At 33.5% G+C, this 16,629-nt stretch carries 18 protein-coding genes; 17 read left to right on the top strand and 1 reads right to left on the bottom strand.

Features of this window, described 5'->3' with window-relative positions; genetic code table 11:
* The first annotated feature begins 6 nt into the window (after nucleotides 1-6).
* From NST77_RS18005 to NST77_RS17980, 6 genes are all read left to right on the top strand, one after another.
* On the top strand, nucleotides 7-1,392 hold the full coding sequence (locus tag NST77_RS18005; RefSeq protein WP_163186317.1) for a sugar phosphate nucleotidyltransferase: 1,386 nt from the start codon (nucleotides 7-9) through the stop codon (nucleotides 1,390-1,392).
* A gap of 133 nt (nucleotides 1,393-1,525) precedes the next feature.
* Nucleotides 1,526-3,475: an asparagine synthase-related protein gene (locus NST77_RS18000; RefSeq protein WP_341123356.1), complete on the top strand. Its 1,950-nt coding sequence runs from the start codon at nucleotides 1,526-1,528 to the stop codon at nucleotides 3,473-3,475.
* 43 nt (nucleotides 3,476-3,518) lie between these two features.
* A complete protein-coding gene (locus NST77_RS17995) occupies nucleotides 3,519-3,656 on the top strand; it encodes a paeninodin family lasso peptide (protein WP_123258429.1) in 138 nt (45 codons plus the stop codon).
* 122 nt (nucleotides 3,657-3,778) lie between these two features.
* Nucleotides 3,779-4,708, top strand: coding sequence for an aldolase (locus NST77_RS17990; protein WP_341123355.1), 930 nt, complete (start codon nucleotides 3,779-3,781; stop codon nucleotides 4,706-4,708).
* Nucleotides 4,705-5,004: a lasso peptide biosynthesis PqqD family chaperone gene (locus NST77_RS17985; protein WP_123258428.1), complete on the top strand. Its 300-nt coding sequence runs from the start codon at nucleotides 4,705-4,707 to the stop codon at nucleotides 5,002-5,004. Before NST77_RS17990 ends, NST77_RS17985 begins: the two co-directional genes overlap by 4 nt.
* A gap of 18 nt (nucleotides 5,005-5,022) precedes the next feature.
* Entirely contained in the window at nucleotides 5,023-5,271 is a 249-nt protein-coding gene (locus NST77_RS17980) for a helix-turn-helix domain-containing protein (RefSeq protein WP_095332661.1), read from the top strand.
* Between the two features lie 344 nt (nucleotides 5,272-5,615).
* On the opposite strand, the gene NST77_RS17975 is transcribed toward NST77_RS17980, so the two are convergent.
* Nucleotides 5,616-6,416: a hypothetical protein gene (locus tag NST77_RS17975; protein WP_341123352.1), complete on the bottom strand. Its 801-nt coding sequence runs from the start codon at nucleotides 6,414-6,416 to the stop codon at nucleotides 5,616-5,618.
* 225 nt (nucleotides 6,417-6,641) lie between these two features.
* On the opposite strand from NST77_RS17975, the gene NST77_RS17970 reads away from it, so the two are divergent.
* From NST77_RS17970 to NST77_RS17920, 11 genes are all read left to right on the top strand, one after another.
* The gene (locus NST77_RS17970) at nucleotides 6,642-7,388 is read left to right on the top strand and encodes a YveK family protein (protein ID WP_123258426.1); all 747 of its coding nucleotides are present in this window, start codon (nucleotides 6,642-6,644) and stop codon (nucleotides 7,386-7,388) included.
* Nucleotides 7,375-8,085 (top strand): CpsD/CapB family tyrosine-protein kinase, encoded by a 711-nt coding sequence (locus NST77_RS17965; protein WP_123258425.1) that lies wholly within the window; start codon nucleotides 7,375-7,377, stop codon nucleotides 8,083-8,085. The genes NST77_RS17970 and NST77_RS17965 overlap by 14 nt, the downstream gene beginning before the upstream one ends.
* Before the next feature lie 125 nt (nucleotides 8,086-8,210).
* On the top strand, nucleotides 8,211-8,975 hold the full coding sequence (locus tag NST77_RS17960; RefSeq protein ID WP_123258424.1) for a tyrosine-protein phosphatase: 765 nt from the start codon (nucleotides 8,211-8,213) through the stop codon (nucleotides 8,973-8,975).
* Nucleotides 8,976-9,087: 112 nt separating this feature from the next.
* Nucleotides 9,088-9,762 carry a sugar transferase gene (locus tag NST77_RS17955; protein WP_095332671.1) on the top strand — a complete coding sequence of 225 codons (675 nt, stop codon included), beginning with the start codon at nucleotides 9,088-9,090 and terminating at the stop codon, nucleotides 9,760-9,762.
* A gap of 123 nt (nucleotides 9,763-9,885) precedes the next feature.
* The gene (gene pssD / locus NST77_RS17950) at nucleotides 9,886-10,335 is read left to right on the top strand and encodes a PssD/Cps14F family polysaccharide biosynthesis glycosyltransferase (RefSeq protein WP_123258423.1); all 450 of its coding nucleotides are present in this window, start codon (nucleotides 9,886-9,888) and stop codon (nucleotides 10,333-10,335) included.
* A complete protein-coding gene (gene pssE / locus NST77_RS17945) occupies nucleotides 10,336-10,827 on the top strand; it encodes a PssE/Cps14G family polysaccharide biosynthesis glycosyltransferase (protein ID WP_095332675.1) in 492 nt (163 codons plus the stop codon).
* Nucleotides 10,828-11,964, top strand: a complete 1,137-nt coding sequence (locus NST77_RS17940; RefSeq protein ID WP_123258422.1) for a polysaccharide pyruvyl transferase family protein — start codon at nucleotides 10,828-10,830, stop codon at nucleotides 11,962-11,964.
* 29 nt (nucleotides 11,965-11,993) lie between these two features.
* Complete coding sequence (locus NST77_RS17935) at nucleotides 11,994-12,995, top strand: nitroreductase family protein (protein WP_123258421.1); 1,002 nt, start codon at nucleotides 11,994-11,996, stop codon at nucleotides 12,993-12,995.
* Between the two features lie 131 nt (nucleotides 12,996-13,126).
* The gene (locus tag NST77_RS17930) at nucleotides 13,127-14,068 is read left to right on the top strand and encodes a glycosyltransferase family 2 protein (RefSeq protein WP_341123346.1); all 942 of its coding nucleotides are present in this window, start codon (nucleotides 13,127-13,129) and stop codon (nucleotides 14,066-14,068) included.
* Between the two features lie 343 nt (nucleotides 14,069-14,411).
* Nucleotides 14,412-15,320 carry a hypothetical protein gene (locus NST77_RS17925; protein WP_341123345.1) on the top strand — a complete coding sequence of 303 codons (909 nt, stop codon included), beginning with the start codon at nucleotides 14,412-14,414 and terminating at the stop codon, nucleotides 15,318-15,320.
* Between the two features lie 124 nt (nucleotides 15,321-15,444).
* Complete coding sequence (locus NST77_RS17920; RefSeq protein WP_341123344.1) at nucleotides 15,445-16,626, top strand: O-antigen ligase family protein; 1,182 nt, start codon at nucleotides 15,445-15,447, stop codon at nucleotides 16,624-16,626.
* Nucleotides 16,627-16,629: the final 3 nt, after the last annotated feature.

Raw genomic sequence — 16,629 nt, 5'->3', positions numbered from 1 at the left:
ATGAAATTGAAACTTGTTTTATTGTCTGGCGGCTCTGGCAAACGTCTATGGCCGTTGTCCAATGATGCCCGTTCAAAGCAGTTTCTGAAAGTGTTAACCGATGAAGAGGGCAATAAGGAATCGATGGTTCAAAGAGTATGGGGACAGCTAGAAAAAAATGATCTTGCTAAGGATTCGCTGATTGCAACAAGTAAATCACAAGTGGAAATGATTCAAATACAAGTGGGAACACAAATGCCGATTGTGGTGGAACCAACAAGAAGGGATACATTTCCAGCAATTGCTCTAGCTGCTGTCTATTTATATTCTGTTAAAGGCTGCAGTCCTCATGAAGTGATAGCGATACTTCCTGTTGACCCTTTTGTAGAAAATCACTTTTTTTCTAAGGTAAAGGAGCTTGAGAAAACGCTGAAAGAAAGTAATGCAGAGCTCGCTTTAATAGGAGTGCAGCCAACCTATCCTTCTGAAAAATATGGATATATGGTTCCTTATGAAGAAGAAAAGAGGAACTATATGCGAGTATCCGCCTTCAAGGAAAAGCCGAGACGAGAAGAGGCAGAAAGACTAATAGAAAGTGGCGGATTATGGAACAGTGGGGTGTTTGCTTTCCGAATCGAATATCTGCTTAATATCTTGTTGGAAAGAGGCTACCCTATTCAATATGAACAACTAGTAAGTCAATATCACCTATTACCCCAGAATAGCTTTGACTACGAGGTGGCAGAGAAGGCAGAGCAAGTAATTGCTTTATCTTATACGGGCTATTGGAAAGACCTTGGAACCTGGAATACGTTAACAGAGGAAATGCAAAATCCGATTAGTGGAAAGGGCTTTGTTAGTAAAGGGATCACCAATTCTCATATTGTAAATGAGTTGGATATTCCTATTACATTAATTGGTTTAGATGATGTGGTGGTGGCGGCAAGTCCAGATGGTATTTTAGTAACAAATAAAGAGGATAGTCTGCAAGTGAAGGAAATATTAAAAGACCTAATAGAAAGACCTATGTTTGAAGAGAGAAGGTGGGGCTGGTATAAGGTGCTAGAACACACGAAATATCTCGAAGGAAATGAAGTTTTAACAAAAAGAATATGTGTAGAAACAGGGAAGAATCTGAGCTATCAAGTTCATTACAAACGAAGTGAGGTATGGACAGTTGTTAAAGGAGAGGGTGTCCTGGTATTAGATGATCAACTACAGCATATTCGGTCAGGGGATGTTATTCATATACCTCTAGGAACAAAGCATGCTTTAAGAGCAACAAGTACAATGGAAATTATTGAAGTACAGACTGGCAGTGAGCTAGTTGAAGAGGATATTTATCGATTCTCTCTAGAATGGAAACAAATAATGAATGAAATAACCTTTAAAAATCTCGCGATAAATTTATAAACAGGTATTGCTAGGAAGGCTTTAGTATGATATGTTCTTAATAAAGAATAAGGTGAGGGAAAACTACTTAATATTCGTATTTTCTTAACTGTTTCGTTCTTTATTAAGAATAAATGAGGGTGAAGTACAATAAATGAGTGGTATAGCTGGAATCTTATATGAAAATCAAGCGAACATAGCAACGGAGTATGCTGGGAAAATAATGAATGGGTTTCAAGGATTCCCTTCCGATGATATTCAAGTATATAGCAGGATGAATATTTTCCTTGGCTGTCATGCACGGTGGATTACACCAGAATCAATGGGAGAGAGAAATCCCTATTACGATAAAACGAGCAGGGTGGTAATTACCTCTGATTCTATAATCGATAACCGAATGGAATTGTTTCAATCCCTGCAGGTTGATCGTTCCTTGCAGCAAACTATTTCTGATACGCAGTTAATCCTTCTTGCTTATCTTAAATGGGGGGAAGAAACCCCGAAATATCTGATTGGAGATTTTGCCTTTTTTCTTTGGGATGAAAGGCAGCAAAAGTTATTTGGTGCAAGAGACTTTTCGGGAAGCAGAACTTTATATTATGTGTATAAGGATAGGCAGTTTTACTTTTCAACAATAATAGAATCGTTATTGAAATTACCAAATGTTAAGCAACGGTTAAATGAGGAATGGCTAGCTGAATATTTAGCTATTGCTGGGGTAGTAGATACGGTTGATTCTTCCATTACGCCTTTTGTCGGGATTGAGCAAGTGCCGCCATCACATAGCATCACAATTGAAAAAGGAAGGAAAAAAGTAAAGAGATATAGTCAGATAAGCTCGGAAGTAAAACCAATACATTTACCTAGTGATAATGACTATGTAGAAGCATTTCAGGAGATTTATCAATCAGCTGTTCAAGCAAGGCTTAGAACCCATAAAAAGGTGGGGTCTCAGTTAAGTGGTGGATTGGATTCAGGATCGGTTGTCAGCTTAGCAGCCAAACATCTTCCAGAAGATGCTGGCTTACATACTTTTAGCTATATACCACCTAAAGATTTTATTCCATTTGGTCCGAAGAATTTAGTAGCCAATGAATCATCCTTTGTACATAAAACAGTGAATTATATTGGCCGTTTGCAGGATCATTATCTGGATTTCGAAGGGAAGGATTCCTACAAACAGATAGACGAATTTTTAGAAATAATGGAAATGCCCTATAAGTTTTTTGAAAATTCATTTTGGATTAAGGGGATTTTTGAAGAGGCGCAAAAACGGGACATTGGTATTCTTCTGAATGGAAATCGCGGAAACCTGTCTATATCGTGGGGAGGTGTGCAGGATTATTTTCCTCTTCTACTAAAACAATGTAGATTGCTTAAGCTCTATAAAGAAGTGGAAGCATATAGCAAAAACATTGCAAGACCGCGGAAAAGGGTTGCTGCGATGGTGCTTAGAGAAACTTTTCCTTTTTTAAATCAGCAAAGGAAGAAATATACAACGGGAGGGCCGCCGCCGCTGATTAATCCAGAGTTTGCAGCGAAAACAAGAATATATACGAAATTAGCAGAAGCAGGAATGGATGCAACAGGATGGTTTTCTGAATTAAACGCATTTGAGCAAAGGAGAAGACATTTTGATGACTTATTTCACTGGAATGCTTCCAATACATTCATGACCCAACTTTCGCTGAAATATGGATTAATCAGTCGAGACCCGACAAATGATTTACGAGTTATTCGTTTTTGTTTGTCTATTCCAGAAGATCAGTATGTACAGAAGGGAATGGATCGTGCCCTGATAAGAAGAAGTACGGAGGGGTATTTGCCTGATGAAATACGACTGAATCAGCAAATAAGAGGGGCTCAAGGGACGGATTGGCTTTATCGAGTGATTCCCCATTGGAAGAGTTTATTGCAGGAGGCTAGGGAGGTTTCAAAAGATCCAGTGATTCTTTCTTATATCAATTACAATTGCTTGAAAAGGGGGCTGGATAAGTTAGGAAAAGGAGCAATTTCTGAATACGCAGTGGATCCTGATGTCCGAGCATTGTTCAGAAGCATTATCGTGTATCGGTTTCTAAAGAAGCTAAAATTGGCAGGATGAGTAGGAAGTTACTAGATCTTTCAACTTGAAAGGAGGTGATAAGATGAACAAGCTTGAATGGAAAGAGCCGAACTTAGAAGTTTTAGATGTAAAAGAAACGATGGCAGGACCATTTAATAACAATAAGTTAGATGCAACATATGAAACGGGAACGCCATTCCCTGATCTTGGCTGGAGCTAATGCTCAATTCCACTTTTAGGACATAATAGTTATATTTTTTCAATCTGCCTCCATCCTTCGCTGCTAAGAAGGTTGAGGCTTTTCTTTTTGATAGGATAAGGAAGAAGGTGTAGGAGGGACATATGATAACAAAAAGTGCATTTCGTTATTATGCTTTTGGATGCCATGTGTACAGCGAATTCATGCTGCCGGAGTTATGTAAAGAAGAAAAGGTAGAAGCCATTCCAGAACTGGTGATTAAAGAAAAGGACCTGCGGGAATATTGGAATGCTAAAGCAAAGGCAAATAACTATTTTGTCATAGAGAGGGATATGGTTCTCTTCCATGTTCCAAATATCGCGATATTCTTAATCGAAAAAGGAGAAAGCATTTCTATCACGTTGTTGTCGGCAAATAAAATGGATGAAATGCGCCTCTATTTATTAGGTACATGTATGGGTATTCTGCTCATGCAAAAACGAATTCTTCCTCTTCATGGCAGTGGAATTGTGATAGAGGGAAAAGTATATGCCATTGTAGGGGACTGTGGCGCGGGCAAGTCCACATTAGCAAGAGCATTTTTACAAAAAGGCTATAAATTGATAAGTGACGACATTATTCCAGTCCAATTAAATAAAGGCGGAAATCCAATTGTTATCCCTACCTATCCCTATCAAAAGTTATGGCTTGAGAGTTTGCATGAGTTTGAAATGACTAATCGTTCTTTCAAACCGATTGCTTATCGAGAAGAGAAATTTAGTGTGCCGATAGAACAGCAGTTTGAAACAAGCTGTCTCCCGCTGGCAGGCATCTTTGAGCTCACAAAAAAGGATGGAGAGAAGATTGAAATAAAAGAAAAACGGAATCTTGAACGGCTGCAAATATTGTATAAGCATACTTTTCGGAACAGCTTTCTACAACCATTAAGTTTATTGGAATGGCACTTAATAACCACATCTAAATTCTTAAAAAGTACCTTTATTTATAAAATCGAGCGGCCGAAATCTCGCTTTACTGTAAATGAACTGGTAGAACTTATTTTAACAAAGCAAAAGGGAGAAGAAGACAAATGAGGAAAACACAAACGCAAATAGATAAACAGACGATCGTTGTGCAAACCCTAGGACATATTGTGAGTGATATGAATGGAGAAAAAGTAATGTTAAGCATTGCGAATAGCAAATACTATAATTTAGGCCATATTGGAGGCGATATTTGGGAATTAATAAAGGAGCCAATCTCGATTGACAGAGTGGTAGCTACCTTAATGGAAAAGTATGACGTAACACAACGAAAATGCGAGCAGCATGTTTGTTCCTTCTTGGAAACATTAAAAGAGGAAGGTTTGATTACAATAAAGAGTACCTAAAGGAAAAGAGGAGAATGAATGATTGGCGAAAGAATTCGATATTTACGTCAGCGAAAAGGTTATTCGTTATCTAGGTTGGCAAAAGAGGCAGAGGTATCCAAAACATACTTAAGCAACATCGACAGAGGCTTACAAAATAATCCCTCTCTACACTTCTTAGAAAAAGTAGCGGCTAAACTAGGAACAAGCGTGGAATACTTAATTAGTGATGATTTTGAAAAGGATATGCTTAATAATAATGCAAGCAGTAAAGGAACGATCAAATAGACGTAAGAGCCATCAAAAGATACATAGTTAAACTTTGATAAAGGGAAAGTAATCCCCTTTCTGCCTACTTTCCCTGCAATCCCTCCTAAAAGATTTTAATCCTCCCATCGTTCTTCATTTTCATTCATTATGTTATTCATACAATTACAGCAGACAGACATCCTTTAAGGTTGAGTAAAATAATATATATAATAGAAGAAACTAGGTAGCGCTTACAGGAAAGAGATAGGAGTAAAGTAATATTTACAAATATTCAGAAAATGTGATAACATGCTATCCATGTGCGTTATACAGAACTATTTTCTTGAAAAAAAAAGCGAGAAATTCTCGCTTAATGAAAAGATTTATTCTGATATAAGTTTTTTAGACAGATAGCTGCTCCAAACTTTAAAGCCTTGTTCATTTGCTTGTGATCTATCACCTAACTCAACGTAATAATCTTTAAGTTTTAAATCATTGCTCTCAGGCCATGCTTCCCAATGATTCCAATAGGGAATTTCTTTCGATTCAGCAAATTTCTTCAAATCGCTTACTTGCATAGGATAGAGGCCTGCATTATACAGGGGATGTGCTGGCATTAAAACAAATGTTACATCTGGCAGGACATCTTTTGTTTCATTAATCACTTGGTTGACATTCAATAAGGTTGTAGAAATATCAACTACTCCGTTATCATTCAACAAAAAAGGCTCCCAGATAACCATATCTGGCTTCTGTTCGATAATAGATTCATATTCATTATTATTTACATAATCGGATGAAGTTTCTTCATATGTAATGCTATCAATTGTTACATATTTATCATATTTACTAGCTAATGCTTCTTGCAATGGTGTAATTAACCCAAGCTCTTGATCACCAATTTCATCGGAACCAACCAATAATATATGAAAGGGTTGTTTCTCTGTAAGTTTCTCTTCCAGTACTTTCTGTGCACTTTCTGGCCATGACTTTGCAAAGCTCATATAGTCATCAAGACTAAAGTACTGGTCTTCATTTTTTTTATTTTCTACTTCGCCATTTGCGTCTTTAGTAGGATGGGTGTTAGATAGAGGACGGTCCTCCCGATTATTCCATTGGATATTCCCAATAACAAGAATAGCCACGAGAATAATAGAAAGGATGGATAAAATAATAGCTTTCATTGAAACCTCCTAAAAAATTAAGTATAGTCGTTTAGTAATCTACCAAATTAGTACATTAGATAGGAAACTTCTCCCTTTTTAAAAAATATATATCAAAAATGTAAATTAATTGGTATAGTAAAACACGTAAAAACATTTCATTTAAAATTATGACAAGAAATGACAATATATGCAACGATATATGATATAATATTTTTGGTTTTTATATTTTTCTAGGAGGAAGTCATGGAAGAAACTATTAGTCTAAAAGAATTATTTGATACGTTAAAGAAAAGAGTATCACTTATTGTCTCCATTACATTAGTAGCAATGATAGTAAGTGCTGTTGTAAGTTATTTTATTATTACGCCAGAGTATAAATCATCGACACAAATTCTTGTAAACCAGGCAAAAGATGATTCAAAAGCTGTATTAAATTCAGGGGAAGTACAAGCAAACGTACAATTAATAAACACGTATAGTGTTATTTTAAAAAGTGCGGCTATCTTAAATATTGTAAAAGACGAATTGGATTTAGATATGAGTGTGTCTACATTGAACAGTAAAGTGACAGTAGAAAGTTCACAAGGTTCACAGGTTATGACTGTATCAGTCACAGATGCTGACCCAACAGTGGCCTTGCAAATTGCAAATAAAACAGCAGAAGTATTCGAAAAAGAAATTAAGAATATTATGAGTATCGATAATGTCACTGTATTGCCATTAGCAGAAGATCAAGAAAATCAATCTCCTGTTAGTCCTAATCCACCATTAAATATTGCAATTGCAGCAATAGTTGGATTAATAATAGGTGGTGGAATAGCGTTCCTATTGGAATATCTTGATAACACAGTAAAAACAGAACAAGATATTGAGAAATTACTAGAGTTACCAGTACTAGGAGCTATTACAAAAATTGATGAAAGTTTTGAAGCAAAACAAAGAGGCACTCAAAAAGGAAGAGGTAGGGGGGATTTACTTGGCAGCAAGTAAAAGAGCAAAAAAAGGCGGACTAGGACTGAATAATAGAAGGAAGCTTATCGCAAAGTATGATCCTAAATCACCTATTTCTGAACAATACAGAAATATTCGAACCAATATCCTTTATTCAAGTATAGATGAAGAAATTCGGTCTATTTTAGTCACTTCTTCTGGACCTGGGGAAGGGAAATCAACCACAACTGCTAACTTAGCAATTGTTTTTGCTCAACAAGGCAAAACAGTGTTACTAGTGGATGCTGATTTACGTAAACCGACTGTGCATTATACGTTTAATTTAAATAATACAACTGGATTGACCTCTATATTAACGAACCAAATGGAGTTAATGGAAGCTGTTCACCAGTATGACGAGAAAAATTTATATGTTCTTCCAAGCGGTCCAATACCACCGAATCCCTCTGAGTTATTAGGATCAAAAGCCATGAGCTATTTCCTAGAACAAGCTTTAGAAGAATTTGATATTGTCTTATTTGATACTCCACCAGTTATGGCGGTAACGGATGCTCAAGTCCTGGCAAATCTTTGTCATGGAAGTATTTTAGTGGTAGGTAGTGGGAAAGCGGATAAAGATGCTGTGGTAAAAACAAAAGAACAGCTCGCTTCTTCTACAGGGAAAATATTGGGCGTTGTATTAAATAATAAAAAGAATGATAAAAATAGTAATTACTATTATTACGGTACAAACTAATATCTAACAAGATATAATCGAAAATACCGCCGGTATATGCTATTTACGGAAAAAATGATCAATGTTACTATTTGATAATGTGATAGAAAGATACTAAATGAATAAAAATAGAGAGGTGTAGCACGATGATTGATATACATTGTCATATATTACCGAATATTGATGATGGAGCACAGACATTAGAAAATAGTTTAGAGATGGCTAAGACTGCTATTAATGAAGGGATTACAACAATTATTGCTACACCTCATCATAAGAATAACCAATATATTAACGAGAAGTCATCCATTCTAGAAAAGGTTAATGACTTAAATGCTGTTTTAAAACAAGAAAACCTTCCTCTTAATATACTTCCAGGGCAGGAAGTTCGAATTTATGGAGAAGTGTTAGAAGATTATAATAAGGGTGAGGTTCTAACACTGAATCATACAAAATATCTTTTCATTGAATTTCCTTCTTCCTCTGTACCACGATATGCAGAAAGATTATTATATGAATTGCAAACAGAGGGGATTATTCCAATTATTGTACACCCTGAAAGAAACAAAGAATTGCAAGAAAAACCGGATCTTCTTTATAAGTTTGTAAAAAACGGAGCATTGACTCAAGTAACAGCATCCAGTGTAGTAGGATACTTTGGGAAAAATGTGAAAAAGTTTTCGGAACAGATGATAGAGCATAATTTAACTCATTTTATTGCTTCAGATGCCCATAATATTCATAATCGCACTTTTAAAATGGCTGAGTCTTTAGAGATGATTAAAGAAAATTTTGGAATGGATTATATTTATCTTTTTAAAGAAAATGCTGAATTACTAATTGAAGATAAAAATATAATAAAAGAGATTCCAGAGCGTATACAAAGAAAGAAGTTTTTAGGAATATTTTAATTATATAATTTACTAGATACCTAATAATAGAAGCTATAATAATTGTTATTGTAATGTTATTATTAGTTATCTATAGACTACATAAAAAAGTTAAGGGATAGGTGGTATAGTGATGTCTGAATTTTATAAGGATCAATCTCTGTATTTAGAAAAGAAAAAGAATATATCTGTAAATACAGCTCGAAGCTACCTTGTAATGAAAAGATCAATAGACATCATTGGTTCATTTTGTGGATTAATTGTTCTAAGTATCCTTTTTATTATTATTGGTCTTTTAATTAAATTAGAAGATCCAAAAGGGAAAGTTTTCTTTAAACAATTAAGAGTAGGAAAAGATGGAAGAGAATTTTATATGTATAAGTTCCGCTCGATGGCTTCTGATGCTGAAGAGCGATTGAAAGAATTATTAGCTTTAAATGAGGTTTCAGGTGCAATGTTTAAGATGAAGGATGATCCACGAGTAACAAAAGTGGGTAAGTTTATCCGAAAAACTAGTCTAGATGAATTACCGCAGTTGATTAATGTGCTGAAGGGTGAAATGAGTTTAGTAGGCCCGAGGCCACCACTTCCTCGAGAAGTGGCAGAATATACTCCATATGATAAACAAAGACTACTAGTAGTGCCAGGATGCACAGGGTTGTGGCAAGTTAGCGGGAGAAGTAATATTGGGTTTTCTGAGATGGTAGAGTTGGATTTGCTTTATATCAAAGAGAGATCTATTATGAAAGACATTAAAATTATCTTAAGAACAGTTTTAGTGTTATTTGGATCAAAAAATGCATTTTAATTTCGTAGGAATAATCTAATAAGCAGAATAATCGAGTAGAAATTAAGTTTTTAAAGATACTTTTAATAGTTAATAATTATTATTGTTTTAAAATAAATAGGGTAATTAGTGAGGAATAATATTATGAAAGTTTGTTTAGTTGGTTCAAGTGGAGGTCATTTAACGCATCTTCATATGTTAAAACCTTTTTGGGAAAATGAAGAAAGGTTTTGGGTTACCTTCGATAAAAGTGATGCTAAAAGTATCTTAAAAAATGAAAAAATGTACCCATGTTACTACCCAACCAATCGTAATGTGAAAAACACAATTAGAAATACAATTTTAGCTTATAAAATCTTAAAAAAGGAAAGACCAGATATTATTATTTCCTCTGGTGCCGCTGTTGCTGTGCCTTTTTTTTATCTAGGAAAGTTATTTGGTTGTAAAACAGTGTATATAGAGGTATTTGATAGAATTGATTCACCAACCCTTACTGGAAAATTAGTATATCCTGTTTCTGACAAATTTATTGTTCAATGGGAAGAAATGAAGAAGGTATATCCTAAAGCAATAAATTTAGGAGGTATTTTCTAGATGATATTTGTAACAGTTGGAACACATGAGCAACAATTTAACAGGTTAATTATGGAAATTGATCAATTAAAAGCAAATGGAAGAATTGATGATGAAGTCTTTATTCAAACAGGTTATTCAGATTACGAGCCAAAGCACTGTCAGTGGACAAAGTTTGTAAGTTTTGATGAAATGACGAATTACATTGAAAAATCTCGTATAGTAATTACCCATGGAGGTCCAGCAAGCTTTTTAAGTGTTTTAGAAAAGCATAAATCCCCGATTGTAGTGCCTAGGAAATTTGAGTTTGATGAACATGTAAATAATCATCAATTTGATTTTGCAAAGAGAATCCAAGAGCGTGGTTATGGAATATATTTGGTTGATGATATAAAAGACTTATCTGAAACTATTAAAAATTTCTCGGATACCAATGAGGATTTTGTATCAAATAATACACAATTTATCGATCAATTCAAAATAATTATTAAAGATTTAATGAGGAGCAAGTGAATGAAAACAGTAGGAATTATGTCAATGCAAAGAATCTATAATTATGGATCATTCTTACAGGGTTATGCCTTAAAGCGGCTAATAGAAATGTCTGATCAGAATATTGAGGTGCAATTTCTAGATTATCGTCCGGGAGATCCTTTAATTAAAACTGATATTGCTGATAGGAAAAATAGTTTCAGTAGAAAGATTAGTAAAATTAAAGAATATAATCAAGTTAATGCTAAATTGATAGATAAGATTCGCTTTTTTAATCACAAAAGAACATATGCTAACCGTTTTTTTCCGCTTCTCGGTTTAACTGAACAACCTAATTATAATTATAATGTTGATGTACAAGTTATTGGTAGTGATGAGGTATTCAATTGTGTGCAATCAAATAGTAATGTTGGATTTTCTAGAGATCTTTTTGGACATAATTCTGAAGCAAAGAAAGTCATTTCGTATGCAGGGTCCTTTGGTAATACAACATATGAAAAAATAAATGAATATTCAATTGGTGAAATGTTAAAGGAAGATTTTCAGGCATTTGCTCAAATCTCCGTTAGAGATGAAAACTCTCGCAGTGTAATAGAAAAACTCACTGGCAATAATCCTTCAGTAAATGTAGATCCTGTTTTAGCATATGATTATATGAAATTAGAATCGAAAATTCCCAAAAATCGTCTATTTAAAGATAAATATATTATAGTTTATGGATATTCTGGCAGGCTTACTAGTGAAGAAAATAAAATGATTAAGGAATATGCTAGAAATAAAGGTGCTAAGGTAATATGTATAGGCGGCGTCCAAGATTGTTGTGATAAATTTATTGATTGTGACCCGTTTGAAGTTTTAGCTTATTTTCGTGATGCTGAGTCTATTGTTACTGATACTTTTCATGGAACAATATTTTCAATTATAAATAATAAACAATTTTGTACAATAATTAGAAAAAGTGTTGGAAACAGTTATGGTAACGAAGAAAAGCTAGGTTATTTATTAGGTTTATTTGGTCTTGATTCTCAACGTTCAGATAACTTATCATTAGATGGCTTGTCCTCAATATTATCTAATGAAATTGATTATGATAGTGTCAATAAAAAACTAAACCTAGAGAGAGAAAAGGCGATAAATTATTTGAAATCTAATATATAGTTGTACTTTTGATAAGAAGAGGAGTATATATGAAAACTAATACAAATAAATTGAAGGAATATGGAAAAAAATTTTTGCAAAAGATTCGTCTTCGTTATTTAGCAGGTAAAGATATAAGAAGATTTTCGAAAACAGCCTCCTTTTCAATTTATGATTGTTCATATGAACAATTATGTTCGAGAATAATATACAATGTTCATGCGATTGAAAAAGGATTGTCTCGTAATGAAAATATTCGATTAGGATTTGGTAAAAAGGCACTTTCTGTTCTTAATGATGCTTTAGTGGTTTATACAAAAAGTGGCTATTCTCAGGATAGTTTTCCTTATAGACAAGGGCGCTCTATTATACTGCGGTATAAAAAATTTCACGAGAGTAAGAATTTTGATGTGAGTTTTTTGAGTGAAATTATAGATAGCACTTTTTTGGAAGATTACAATCAAGTATTTAGAGAAGCAGGAACTAAAACTATTTATCGAGAGGAAAAAAAGCAAAATCATAATAAGGATTTTTATTCATTAGCTCAAAATCGATATAGTATTAGAGAGTTTTCTGGACAACCTATAGATATAAATAAAGTGAATAATGCAATAAAGAATGCTGGAAAAACTCCCTCTGTTTGTAATAGACAAGGATGGAAAGTTTACGTTGTAACTAATAAAGAAAAAATGAAAAATTTACTATATTTGCAAAGAGGGTTTAAAGGATATCCCAAATTGCCTGAGGTGGTTTTGGCAATAAGTGTTTCTAATAGTACATTTTTGAGCCCTGTAGAAAGAAATGAGGCTTTTGTTGATGGTGGCCTATTTTCAATGTCAGTGATTTATGGCTTAGAACACGAAGGCTTAGCTGCTGTCCCATTAAACGCGATGATGAATTCTAGGGATGAAAAGGATATAAGAAAGTTAATAGAAGTTGACGATTCTGAACAACTAATATTATTTATTGCAATTGGTGACTTTAAAGAAGAGACAATTGTTCCCGCCTCTGATAGAAAAAGTATTGAAGATTATACTATTTATATAAAATAAATGAATAGTATATCTTTACTTTCCATCAGGTGGAAAAGGATATTTTTTGCAACTATTACTTTCGAATAGTATTAAAAGTAATAGATAATAAACTCTAATATTATAAAAAATTATGCTAGTAGGGGCTAAAAATGAATTCGTTGATATCTATTGTAATACCACATTTTAATTCAAGTGATAGGATAGGAAAGCTCCTTAATTCACTAATGGTGAAAGAAAAGGATAATTTTGAAATTATTATTGTTGATGATAAGAGTAGTGTTACAGAAATAGAAAACTTAAAAAGAATTGTGAAGCAATTTCCTTTAAATATATCTATGTATGAAAACCAAACAAATAAAAAAGGTGCCGGTGTTTGTAGAAATATCGGGATTCAAAAGGCTACTTCTCCATGGATTTTGTTCGCAGACAGTGATGATCATTTTACTGATAATTTCTATAAGTATATAGAACCGTATTTAACAGCAGATTTTGATATAGTTTATTTTCCACCTACATCTCAAGATGAAAATGGTAATATAACAACTAGACACCTTTCTTATTCCAAACCAATCGAAGAATATTTGGAAACTAGGGATATTAGTAAAATAAAATATCAAATACAAGTGGTTTGGTCAAAATTATTTAGAGCAGAAATGATTAAAAAACATAATATTACTTTTGATTCAACGTTAAGCAGTAATGATGTTATGTTTAGTTTAAAATGTGATTATTATTCAACTTCATTTACAGTTGATTCAAATATAATATATAGTTGGGACTTTAACTCCAAAAGTATAACTAGTGCGATGAGTAAAGAAAAATTTTCGGATATTTTGGATGTATATATAAGAAAAAATAATTTTTTCAGAGAAAAGCTAAGTACTAAAGAATATAAAAATATAAGGAATTCTGCCATAAGACTTACTGGAATGGCACTTGTAAGGTATAAGTTTGGTTTATCTTATAGCTTAGGAATTTTTATTAAATTGCTTAGAAATAAACATATATTAATTAAACTATCAGACATTAAGATTAGTAGATTAAAAAATTTTTTAAAGAATAATCAATTTTATAAACAAGAAACTGACTAATAAAATTAGTGAAAAGAATTTCGTTTTTTAGGATACATTAGCGTTATTTATGAAAAAATGAAAATTCAAAAGTTATTTTTAAGAATAACACTAAAATAGTAAGGATTTTAAATAGCAAGTGGATACACTTGTGAATAAATCAAATTGCGCAGCGACCTGCGCAACGGAAGAAAAGGATGCTCACAATTTGTTGTAATAGACGCATGAAAATCTAGCCTAAGAAAACTGCTACAGCTTTTTATCGCGTCGTTTTGCTCATATAAGATTATTGTCAAAGTGCGATTAAGCTTTCTGGTAGATAGTGTTGCATCCAAAGCTTCTTTAGAAGATAGTGGGAGGATACATGAAAATACAGGATATTCATAAATACAAACTGCCCTATAACAAAAGGATCAAGGGATTAAATTGGATATTAAATAGATTCGTTATGGTTTCGGAAAATTTACTACTTCGCAAACAGCCAATTAAAAATTGCATAGGAAAAAGTAAAGGCGAAAAAAAAATCATTCTGTCAATGACGACCTATCCAGGCCGTAATAACATAGTCGGATGGACGATTAAGTCACTTCTGAATCAGAGTGTGCCGGTCGATCGGTTTATTCTATGGCTTGCAGAAGAACAGTATCCAGAAGAAGATATTCCGCAAGAAATCCAACAATATATGCAATATGGCTTAGAGGTTAGATTTTGTAACGATTTAAGGTCGCACAAAAAATATTATTATTCCATGCTTGAAAATCCAGATGCTATTGTAATTACAGTCGATGATGACGTTATCTATCCGGAAAATACGGTTGAAAAATTGTTAAGAATGCATAAAAAGTATCCCAATACAGTGATTTGCAATCAAGCACGTTGGATTGCAGTGGAAGGGGATCGACTTGCCCCTTATGTAAAGTGGAGAACAATGCTACCAGAAAAAGTTGAGCAGCCTAGTTATCGAATTTTACCAATCGGAGAGGGGGGCATCCTCTATCCACCTGGTGTATTATATAAAGATTTGTTTTCAGAAGAATTGCTTATGTCGCTAGCTCCATCGGTTGATGATCTTTGGCTAAAATTTATGGCTGTGAAACAAGGTACACGCGCCATGGTATCGGAGCCGGAGCAAAGGGGACTTTGCCCAGTTTGGGTGGTTGGACAGCCTTCTTCTTCGTTACAATCGCAAAATGTGCAAGGCGGAAATAACGATATTGCTATTGAAAAAATTATGAGACATTATCCGGAACTGTTTGCTATTTTACAAAAATGATACATCTCGCTTTGTGAAATAATTACATATATAGACTTTTCTGGATAACGAAATCGTGTTAAGTTTATATTGATTTATAATATGGGGTTTGAATAGCAAGCCTTAATTTTGGTGAGGGAAAATAATGAACTTTAGAATAAAGAAGATTACCTCAACGGATTTAATAAGTTTAGTAATCCTTATTAGTTGTATAAATATTACCTTTTTAAATTCCATTTTTAGTGAAATGACTCAAATCCTTTTTTGGATAAGAATTGTTGCGATTATAGGACTTGTCATAAGAAATTTTTTTATTAGACATAAATACACAACTACATTTAAATGGCTAAGTGTATTTATTTTATTTTCTTTATTATGTACACAATTTGGTTATGGAAATGTTGGGTATGCGTTTAGATTGTTATCTATTCCATTCTTAATTTCGCTTTGTATCGATTCCTACCAGAAAAGTATTATTCCAATTTTGAGAATATGGAAAAATACTCTATGGGTAATTATTATTGCCGATGCATTATCAATGGTATTATACCCAAGTGGATTATATAGCGATGACCTATACACTGAAAACTGGTTTTTAGGGTATAAGACGGCAAGATTAGTTTATAGTTTACCACTATGCATCATTACTGCATACTTGTCAGAAGTGAAAAATAAAAAAATTAATATAGAGAGTTATCTTGCCATTATAATTTCGGCAATATGTTTGTATCACTCTAAATCAACAGCAGCCAATGTTGGTATCCTATTGATAGGTGGGTTTTTTATTTTTTTTAACCTTAGTAAAATAATAAAGGGAAGCGAAAAAATTATATATAAAATTTTAAATTATAAAGTTTTTATTCCACTTTATGGACTGCTCGTTACTTTTACCATATTAATAGATCGGTCACCTATTATGCAGTATTTTGTTGTGAATATTTTAGGAAAAAGTCCGACGCTAACAACGAGGACATTCATTTGGGAAAGTTGTTTAAATGTGATTTCTTCCAGCCCGATATATGGAGTGGGTTATTTATATGCAGAAAAATATGTAGAGATAACAGGAAATGTGTTCGCAACCTCTGCCCATAATATGGTACTTAGCATTTTGGTGTCTACTGGAGTAGTGGGGCTACTTCTTTATGTTGCGATGGTTATAAGTGCAACAAAAAGAAAAAATGGTACGTATCAGCGGCATGAAGCGGTGTTAATTGCTGGTATTATTTCATTGTTAATAGTTGGCGTTACGTCTTCAACTTTGGTGTTTAGTGCTTTTGGTTTTGCTTTTTACATTTTATTAGGAATACCATTCAAAAAAAATATGTGATGG

This window comes from Niallia sp. FSL W8-0177, from assembly GCF_038006285.1.
GTDB lineage: Bacteria > Bacillota > Bacilli > Bacillales > Cytobacillaceae > Niallia > Niallia circulans_A.
This window is presented reverse-complemented; position numbering and strand designations above follow the sequence as displayed.